This is a genomic window from Dactylosporangium sp. NPDC051541, from assembly GCF_044454505.1.
In the GTDB taxonomy this organism is placed as follows: domain Bacteria; phylum Actinomycetota; class Actinomycetes; order Mycobacteriales; family Micromonosporaceae; genus Dactylosporangium.
Map to the genome: position 1 here is coordinate 1 of NZ_JBITDU010000045.1, position 8,632 is coordinate 8,632.

At 69.2% G+C, this 8,632-nt stretch carries 7 protein-coding genes; 2 read left to right on the forward strand and 5 right to left on the reverse strand.

Translation table 11 applies throughout. The annotated features are described in order from the left end of the window. Positions 1-17: 17 nt before the first annotated feature. From ACIA8L_RS56150 to ACIA8L_RS56165, 4 genes are all read right to left on the reverse strand, one after another. A complete protein-coding gene (locus ACIA8L_RS56150; protein WP_395918482.1) occupies positions 18-662 on the reverse strand; it encodes a hypothetical protein in 645 nt (214 codons plus the stop codon). Continuing rightward, positions 659-1,141, reverse strand: a complete 483-nt coding sequence (locus ACIA8L_RS56155) for a hypothetical protein (protein WP_395918484.1) — start codon at positions 1,139-1,141, stop codon at positions 659-661. Before ACIA8L_RS56155 ends, ACIA8L_RS56150 begins: the two co-directional genes overlap by 4 nt. A 367-nt stretch (positions 1,142-1,508) precedes the next feature. Next, complete coding sequence (locus ACIA8L_RS56160) at positions 1,509-1,973, reverse strand: DUF2690 domain-containing protein (protein ID WP_395918486.1); 465 nt, start codon at positions 1,971-1,973, stop codon at positions 1,509-1,511. 166 nt (positions 1,974-2,139) lie between these two features. Further along, a complete protein-coding gene (locus ACIA8L_RS56165; protein WP_395918487.1) occupies positions 2,140-2,289 on the reverse strand; it encodes a hypothetical protein in 150 nt (49 codons plus the stop codon). Positions 2,290-2,423: 134 nt separating this feature from the next. Between ACIA8L_RS56165 and ACIA8L_RS56170 the strand changes: the two genes are divergently transcribed. Then, complete coding sequence (locus ACIA8L_RS56170) at positions 2,424-6,113, forward strand: helix-turn-helix domain-containing protein (RefSeq protein WP_395918488.1); 3,690 nt, start codon at positions 2,424-2,426, stop codon at positions 6,111-6,113. A gap of 304 nt (positions 6,114-6,417) precedes the next feature. Here ACIA8L_RS56170 and ACIA8L_RS56175 read toward each other — a convergent pair whose 3' ends face one another. Then, positions 6,418-8,241 (reverse strand): hypothetical protein, encoded by a 1,824-nt coding sequence (locus ACIA8L_RS56175; RefSeq protein WP_395918490.1) that lies wholly within the window; start codon positions 8,239-8,241, stop codon positions 6,418-6,420. Positions 8,242-8,431: 190 nt separating this feature from the next. On the opposite strand from ACIA8L_RS56175, the gene ACIA8L_RS56180 reads away from it, so the two are divergent. Next, positions 8,432-8,527 (forward strand): WD40 repeat domain-containing protein, encoded by a 96-nt coding sequence (locus ACIA8L_RS56180; RefSeq protein WP_395918491.1) that lies wholly within the window; start codon positions 8,432-8,434, stop codon positions 8,525-8,527. Positions 8,528-8,632: the final 105 nt, after the last annotated feature.

Consider the following 8,632-nt stretch of genomic DNA (forward strand, 5'->3'; position numbering starts at 1 on the left):
CACCGCATCGGCAGCAGCTACCGACTCTGTTTCAACTTCCTCGACCACACCGGCCTACGACTATGACCATCACCCAAAAACCGAAAGATCTTTAGGGCGTCGATGCGTTTCCGAACAGTGTCGTAGGTGACGTCGCAAGGCGCGTCGCCTACCGGCTCCTTGAGCACGATGTCCGTCCACGTGTCGGCGAGCACAGGTGCGTCCAGGCAGCCCTGAAGGGTCGATGCGAAGTCGATGTCGTTCCCGCCGAAGGACATAGTGATGACGTCGAAGCGCTTGCCGCTCGGCTGCTTGCGCAACGCCTGCTCCCACTGCGGTCCGTGCCCGTTGTTCGAGCCGCCCCCGCCGCCGTAGTACTCGTGCAGGGTTGCACCGGTGCAGGCGGTGAATGCCAGCGGCGTGACGGTCCAACCCCGTTGCCCCCGGAGGATGTCGGCGCTCTTCGGCCCGTAGGCGAGGGTCGACTGGGCACAGGTGTCGGTGCCCCCGCCGGTACCAGCGATGCCTTCGCCGGACGAGTAGGAGTCACCGGCGGCCAGCCAGGACACGTTGCCCATGCTGGCCGGCGCGGCTTGCGCAGGCGCGGCGACGGGAATCGTGGCGGCGGCCAGCAGCGCGGCTGCGGCCGCTACGAGCCGGCGGCGAGCAGGTCGGGGCGTCATCGGACATGGTCGCGATCGAGGAGGCGCTGCAGCACGACCGCCGAGAAGTGCGCCGACTTCGCCGGTTCCATCAGCGGGCGATCGGATCCGCATGCGGCGAGGTAGTCACCGACCGCGGCGACGTGGTTGACGGCAGCATCACGAATGCCGGGGTCTGGCACCTCGCCGGCTTTCGAGCCGAGGACGCGCGGCCCGCCGAGCCGGTCCAGACCGGCGGCGATGTCCGCGCAGGCGGCTCGGGTGTTCTTATCGGGCAGGTCTGCCGTCACCGTGAGCAGGTCGAGCAGCGGCTTGCCATCACCGGCGAAGTAGGTGCGGACCGCCCCGTCCGGCGCGGCGGCCGGCGGGAGCGCGACGTGTGCAGGGTCTGGAGTGGTGTCACGGAGCAGGAACCATGCCACCCCGGCCCCTAACGCGACAACACCGGCGGCCAGCGCGATCACGCCCCACCGGAAACGAAGCGGACGGACCCCGTCCATATAGACTCCTACCATCAGCATTGGGAGCTCATGCTGAGCTTGACGGTCCCGCCCGGCTCTCCACATCCCCCGTTCCTAGCCAGCCGGGCGGCCGTTTCAGAACCTCCTGACGACCGAGCAGCCGCACGCCGTCCACTGTTCGGGCAACGATTTCCGGTTGCCCGACGACCCCACTCGGCACTGGCACATCCGACCGCAGTCCTGGCTGACACCTCTCCCACCTGGTCCGGCTCAGCGACGTGGGAAGCGGGTAGCACAGGAGCCAGTCGCCATCACTTGGTACATCTGACCGTCCGGTCCCGTGCACGGCAGTCGCCACCCGGCCGCCGATTGACGGCCGAATGGCTTCGTCCGAACCGGGGTGTGTTCAGCGGTACGCGCAGCCCGGGTCATACCAACCGCGATAAGCGCCGTTGAAGTACAGGTGGGTGCCGCCGCAGATGGATTTGCCTGGTGAGCCGTCGATCATGTTGGTCCAGCTGGTGCCGCTGTTGCTCTGGGCGAAGCCGGTACTCGGGCCGCCCTGGTTCCAGGCGGACATGGCGAACCCTGAGCCGCCGCTGCCCGGGTAGACGATAAGCCGCATCCAGCCGGCCTGGCAGGAGGGGGAGTAGCGCAGCTCCACCCTGAAGCTCGATGATCCGTTGATGTAGTCGCGGCCCAGCAGGCCGGTGGCGTCGGAGGAACACAAGCCCTCCGGGTTGCGGCCGTAGCAGCTCGCTCCGCTGCAGGCGGCCGCCGATGCCGGCGCCTGCAGCGCGATCGTTGCGATGCTGGTGGTCAGCACCACCAGCAGGGCGGCCTTGAGTCCGATACGGCGTGCGGTTCGCATGTATGCCTCCTGAGTTCGGTTCACCGATGAACTCAGTTCTACGGACCTGGGTGGTTGTCCGCGTTCAGCGGCGGACAATTCCGTCCCGATGGCACGCGGTTCAGTGCGGCGACCCCATTTGACTACTGCTGACTGTCTTGATCGCGGCCCGTCCGGCGGTCCACAGTCAGCGGCCGTTGAGCCCCTCGCCTCCGCTCGGCAGTGAGGCGCCGGGGGCCTGCACGGTGATCGTCGGCAGGGGCCGGTGCTGGTTCTGGGCCCAGGCCCTGTCCGGCAGGGTCTGGTGAGACAGCGTCCGGGCTTTCCAACTGGCCATTGGCAGTAGGTGCTGATTGGCACCTGGACTCCGCTCAGGCTCGACCGGTCCCGTGCTGCCCACCAACGGGGGAACGGCGTAGACATCGCCTCGTATAAGCCAGTACAACGAGACGAATCGGCAGGTGCGAATCTATGGACTGGCGAGGGGCGGGCCGTATGAGCGGCGATCTTCCAGACCTTCGAGACCGCAGAGCCTTCGCGGCGGAGCTCACCGCAATCCGCGAGCGGGCCGGGCTGACCGTTCGCCAGGTCGCCGCCAAGGTGCAAGCCCCACCGGCGACCATCGGCGGGTACTTCGGCGGGAGCCACCTGCCGCCGCTTCGGCAGCCCTCGGTTCTGGCGGCCATCCTCGAGGTCTGCGGGGTGACCGATCCCCGGCTCCGGGATCATTGGGAGGAGGCGCTTCGGCGGCTTCGTCGGCTGCCGGGGCGCCGGCCGTCCGACGCGCCCGCCCCCTACCGCGGCCTGGCCAGCTTCGGCCCCGATGACGCCGACTGGTTCCACGGCCGCGAGGAGCTAACCACGGCCCTGGTTGCGGCGGTGGACAACGGCGGTCCGGGGCCGTTGATGGTGGTCGGGCCGTCCGGGTCCGGCAAGTCGTCGCTGCTGTACGCGGGACTGGTTGCGACCCTGCGGGACCGGGCGGTCGAGGTCGCCGTCACCACGCCGAGCCGCGGGTCGGTCGCGAGCGGCGTCGACGTGCTGGTCGTGGACCAGTTTGAGGAGGCCTTCACGCATCTCACCGAGGCCGAGCGGAGGGCGTTCATCGACCGGCTCGCGAGTGCTGCCGGGCAGGTCGTGCTCGGTCTGCGCAGCGACTTTTATGATCATGCGCTGCGCCTTCCGGTGCTGGCCAGCGCGCTGCAGCGCCGCCAGCTGGTCGTCGGCCCGATGCGCGACGGGGAGCTGCGGCGGGCGATCGTCGAGCCGGCCCGCCGGGCTGGCGTCGAGCTCGAGGACGGGCTCATCGAGATCCTGCTGCGTGACTCGCGGGTCACGCTGGACGCTGGCGCGCTCCCGCTGCTCTCGCACGCCATGCTGGCGACCTGGGAGCGCGGGCGGCGGCACAGCATGAAGGTCGCCGACTACCACGCCAGCGGCGGCATCGAGGGCGCGGTCAAAGCCACGGCCGAAGACGCATACTGCGGACTCACTGCGGCGCAGCAGGGCTTCATCCGGCGGGCGTTGCTGAGGCTGGTCAACGCCGACGGCGAACCGGTCACCCGCCGGCGCATCTTGCGCGAGGAGCTGCCGATCACCGGGCTGGAGGACCAGGAGGCACTGGACCGGTTCATCGAGCGACGGCTGCTCACCGCCGACGGCGACCAGGTGGAGATCGCTCATGAGGCGCTGTTGTCGGCTTGGCCCCGGTTTCGCGAGTGGATCGACGCCGACCGGGCCGGACTGCAGGTACACCGGCAGCTCACGGCGGCCGCGCAGAACTGGGCCGAGTCCGGGCGCGACAACCATGATCTGCTGCGCGGCGGACGGCTGGCGCTCGCCCGCGAATGGGCGGCCATCCGCGATGCAGACCTCAACGACCTGGAACGCGACTTTCTGCAGCGCAGCGCCGCCCACGACCAGGCCGAGATCCATGCTGTCCGCCGGCGCAGCCGCCGGCTGCTGCAGCTGCTGGCCGCGGTCACGGTGCTGGCGCTCGTCGCCGTCGGGCTCACGTTCTACGCGTTCGCCCAGCGGCGCAGCGCCGACAAGCAGCGCGATCTCGCCCTCTCGCGGCAGCTCGCGATCACCGCCGACGAACTGCGCGCGACCGACGTTGCGCTGGCCGCGCAGCTCGCCCTGGCCGCGTACCGCACCGCCCCGACCCGCCAGGCCCGGTCCAGCCTGCTGCGCTCCTATGCCGGACCCGCCGCGACGCGGATCGTCGGGCCACCCGGACCGGTCCAGGCTGCCGCGCTCTCGCCCGACGGGCAGCTACTCGTGGCCGGTGCCCCGGACCACACGGTGAGAGCCTGGCGGCTGGACCCGGGGCGGCCGCTGGGCGAGCCGGACGAGGGGCACACCGACACGATCTTCTCCATCGCCTACCGGCCGAGCGGCGGACTGGTTGCCACGGCCGGACGTGACCGCACCATCCGATTGTGGCGAACCGGTCCCACCGGCATCGCGCTCGCCGGCACGGTACTGGCGTCCGACGACACGATCTACTCGCTCGCGTTCAGCCCGGACAGCGGCCTCCTCGCAGCTGGCAGCAACGACGGGACGGTCAAGCTGTGGCGCGTCGCCGCCGACGCGTCGACGACGCTCGTCGCGGCCGTGGTGCCAGCGGGCCCGTCCGTACGAGCCGTCGCATTCAGCCCCGACGGACACACCCTCGCCGTAGGCGGCGACGACAACGCGGTCCGGCTCTTCGATGTCAGCCGACCGGCCGCTCCAGTCGCCCGGCCAGCGGCGATGCCGGGCGCCACCGGGCCGGTTCTGTCGGTCGCATTCAGCCCCGACGGCACGCTGCTCGCGGCCGGGGCCCGAGACTTCACCGTCCGGCTCTGGGACGTGGCCAATCCCGACCACCCGAGCCCGCACGGCCCGCCGCTGACCGGCCCCGTGAGCTGGGTGAACGCCGTGGCGTTCAGCCCGGACGGGCAGCTCGTGGCAGGCGGAAGCTCCGATGAGAAGACCTGGCTGTGGAGCACGGCAACCGGCCAGGTGACCGGCGCCCTGCCGCACCCCGCGCCCGTGACCGCCCTGCAGTTCGGCCCGGGCGGCATGCTGACCACCGCGGCCAACGACGGCGTTCTGCGCCGCTGGGCCCTGCCCGGTCCGACGATCACCGGTCCGGCGAAGGGCGTCTTCAACGCGATCCCGGCCGACGACGCCCCGATCCTCATGGTCGCCAGCGCCGACGACACCTTCAGCCTGTGGAACATCGACGACCCGAGAGCACCTCGGCCGGTCTCCCCGGTCGTTACTCGGGCCGGAGTCACCAGCCCGGGCAGCGGCGCCGCGACCATCAGCCCGGACGGCCGGACCGTCGCGGTCGGGACCTACGACGGCGTCGTGCAGCTGTGGGACGTCAGCACCCCAGGCCGCGGTATCACGCTACGGGCGACGCTGACCGGGCCGACCAAGATGATCGAAGCCGTGATGTTCAGCCCCGACAGCCGGATGCTTGCCGTCGCCGGCGATGACCACCTCGCCACATTGTGGAATGTCGCCGATCCCGGCCGCCCCGAGCGGGCCGGACCGGACTACACGACCGGGAACAACGTGTACTCCCCAGTTTTCAGTTCGGACGGGCGAACGTTCGGCTACGGTACCGCCGACAACATAGCGCAACTCTGGGACGTTACCGACCCGCGGCATCCAGCCCGGCTCGGACCGCCGCTGCCAGATACCACGAGCCCCGTCGTCGCCATCGCGTTTAGCCCAGACCGCCACACGCTGGCCACCGCCGACGTCGCGATCCGCCTGTGGGACATCACCGATCCGAGCCATCCGAGGCGGCTAGCAGCCCCGCTGACTGAGCCGGACAGCACGGTCTGGTCCCTCGCCTTCGCCCCCGACGGCCGGACCCTCGCCGCCGGCACCGGCGACGGCACCGTCTGGCTATGGGCCACAACCGATTCCCGGGCACCGGAGCTCGTGGCGACGCTGCCGGCACACAGGGGAACGGTGTTCACCGTTGCGTTCGACCGAGCCAGCGGCATGCTCGTCTCCGGCGGCGCGGACAAGGCGACCCGGTTGTGGAGCGTCGACCCGGAGCAGGTTGCGCGGTTCGTATGTGCCACGGCCGGCGACCGGATCAGCCCCGCCGAATGGGCCCGGCTCGCGCCGGGGGCGCCGTACCGACCGCCGTGCTGAACTGTTGCGCCTCAGCGCCAGGCGAACGTCACCGCAAGCCATCCCACCTTGCTCGGTGACGTGTTCGCATCGGCGGTCCACGATTTCGGCTCGTCCGTCGGATGGAGGAAAGTTGGGGTCGATCGAGACCCTCGCCGACTCGCCACTCCGTTCGCCGGAGCCAACCGGGTTCGCCGCTGCAGACGCCTACCGCCAGACGACGGTGAGCTTGACGGCACGTACGAAGTCCGGCCCGGTTCCATCCGGGCTGTCCACGGCGACGTAGCCGCACGTCCCATGGGGTCAGTAGGGAGGATCCGTCAATTCAGCGGTTGTAGCCGAGCACGATTGCCTGGTTTTGGTCGCTGAGTTGAGAGTTGCCGCGGCCAAGGGGGCAGGAACAGGTCCACCAGTACAGATCCCAGGAGCCGGCGCCAACGGCGGGTTGGTAGTAGAACACGTAGTACGTCGCTCCAGGGGTGACCGCGATGTCGCCGAAGTCGATGCGGGTGTCAGCCTGGTTGATGACGGTGGCGGCCCCGTCAGCGATCCGACCGACGCACGGGTCGGCTGCGGAGGTGTTGCCGACGCTCTGGCACAACGAGATGCGGGTCGTGACGCCGCCGAGCGTGGCACCAGGTGCGTAGTTGGTGTTGCTCCAGGTCACCCCGACCTGGGTGAGTGTGTTGCTCGCCGCTGTGAAACCCTGCCAGCCCTTGGTGGACCTTCCCCAGTACGGTGCGCCGCCACTCATCCGGTTGTAGCTCGTCACCGCAGTCCGGTTCGCTGCGGGACCAGCTGCTGGCGGCGTTGACTCAGGCTGTGGCGGGTTCGTGGCCGGAGCGCCGGGTTGCGTGGTCGGCGCCACGTACGGTGCGGCTTTGGCGAACACGGTGAAGCCGTTGCGGATCGGCGCGTTGTTGATCGCGTGGTCCACGAACAGGTCGGCGACCTGCCATTCGACGCCGTACAACGTCCAGCCGACGCTCAGGATGTTTCCTTTGGTGAGGCCCTTGGCGATGGTCTCGATCTGCGAGATCTTGACCTTGTCGAGCAGGCCTTTGGCAACGGCGGCCTTGGTCAGGTCCAGCAGGCAGCTGGCTGCGTTGACGGCAAGATCACGCAGGGCACGCATGTTGGCGAGGTCGGAGAACGGGACGTCGGCCAGGTAGTGGGCGCAGTTGCCGACCTTCGGCACGAAGTCGAGAGCTTGGCCCGCGATGAGCTGCAGCAGGTCGGCGGTGATGGACGCGCTGGTGGGCCCGATGACGAAGTCGACTGACTGGTTGGGTGCCAGTTGTTTGATGCCGACGGATGCGGCTGACAGCGGTGGTATGTAGAGCTGGTTCGGTTTCATGACAAGGTCCATGACGCCGTTGCGGAGCTTGTCGGCTGCTGAATCTCCGTCGGCGTGCCAGCCGAAGTCGACTGCGGAGCCGTAGGTGAGCACCTGTCCGTACGGTCGGTTGTTCACGATCTGCACGTCGAGCAGGCCGCGTGTGTTCTGGGTGCAGGACCGGATGGCAAGGCCGGCACCGTCGACGACGCCGGGCGTGCTGGCAACCCAGCCAGGGGCGCTGCTGTGACACGACACGTTGGCCGCCCGCCGTCCCACCAGCTGCCCGACAGACTGGTTGATCTGGGCGCCGATGCCGGCCCAGTCCCAGCTGAACGGGTTCCACCAGCTGAAGTGGGGGATCTGCGCGACCACCATGTGTCGGGCTTCATCGTAGGTCGAGGCGAACGGCGTCCACTGGTTCGTGGCGGTGTCGTACGTCGAAATGCCGAACTGCTGCGTCGGATCGGCGCCGGCGGGTACGTCGGCGGCGGGTACCGGGAACTCCAGGGTCAGCAGCCCGTGAATGGCGTCGGGCGGGTCGGAACGGAGTTCCACGGGTGCCGAGGCCGGTGTCGCTGCGTTGCGATTGCCGGCCGGCGCGCCGCGGTACGTTGCTGAGACCGTCGCGCCGTCAGTCATCGCCCCGGGGGGGATGATCAGGTGCGCACCGCCGCCGAGGTCGACTGTGGTGGCCTGCGTCGCGTTGACGGTGACCGGCGCCGGGTCTGCCGGCGGCCTGACCGGTGCTGGAGAAGATGGATGTGAACACGCAGTCAGGGGCAACGCGAGGACGGCGATCAACAGCGCCATCGCCGAACGGATGCGGAGATGCGGCACAGTGCTCCGATCGATGGCTGGGTGCAGTATTGCCCCGTCGACCGATGGACGATAGCAACTGCCAGGACCGGAAGCCGATCGCTCAATCGGGTGAACGGCGCGCTGCACGAGACGGGCGTGTTTAAGGCCGCAGATCACCACCCAGACCCTGCGTCTGCAGGGCATGAGAGGGTACGACTGCCCGGTGTTTACCGTCGCGTTCAGCTGGCGCAACGGCGTGCTGGCCTCCGGCGGCGCGGACCAGCTGATCCGGCTGTAAAACATCGACCCGCCTAGTACTGCAACGGCAGGTCGTGGCTCCGCTCGTGCTGGCTCGTTGACTGGTTGTGGTCGATGTTGAGCTGGTCGGGTCGTGGGATGCCGG

What these genes read in the sequence shown, in the direction of transcription:
- ACIA8L_RS56160 (WP_395918486.1), bottom strand. Translation starts at nt 1,973, where the DNA reads ATGCGAACCGCACGCCGTATCGGACTCAAGGCCGCCCTGCTGGTGGTG.
- ACIA8L_RS56165 (WP_395918487.1), bottom strand. Translation starts at nt 2,289, where the DNA reads ATGGCCAGTTGGAAAGCCCGGACGCTGTCTCACCAGACCCTGCCGGAC.
- ACIA8L_RS56170 (WP_395918488.1), top strand. Translation starts at nt 2,424, where the DNA reads ATGGACTGGCGAGGGGCGGGCCGTATGAGCGGCGATCTTCCAGACCTT.
- ACIA8L_RS56150 (WP_395918482.1), bottom strand. Translation starts at nt 662, where the DNA reads ATGACGCCCCGACCTGCTCGCCGCCGGCTCGTAGCGGCCGCAGCCGCG.
- ACIA8L_RS56155 (WP_395918484.1), bottom strand. Translation starts at nt 1,141, where the DNA reads ATGGACGGGGTCCGTCCGCTTCGTTTCCGGTGGGGCGTGATCGCGCTG.
- ACIA8L_RS56175 (WP_395918490.1), bottom strand. Translation starts at nt 8,241, where the DNA reads ATGGCGCTGTTGATCGCCGTCCTCGCGTTGCCCCTGACTGCGTGTTCA.
- ACIA8L_RS56180 (WP_395918491.1), top strand. Translation starts at nt 8,432, where the DNA reads ATGAGAGGGTACGACTGCCCGGTGTTTACCGTCGCGTTCAGCTGGCGC.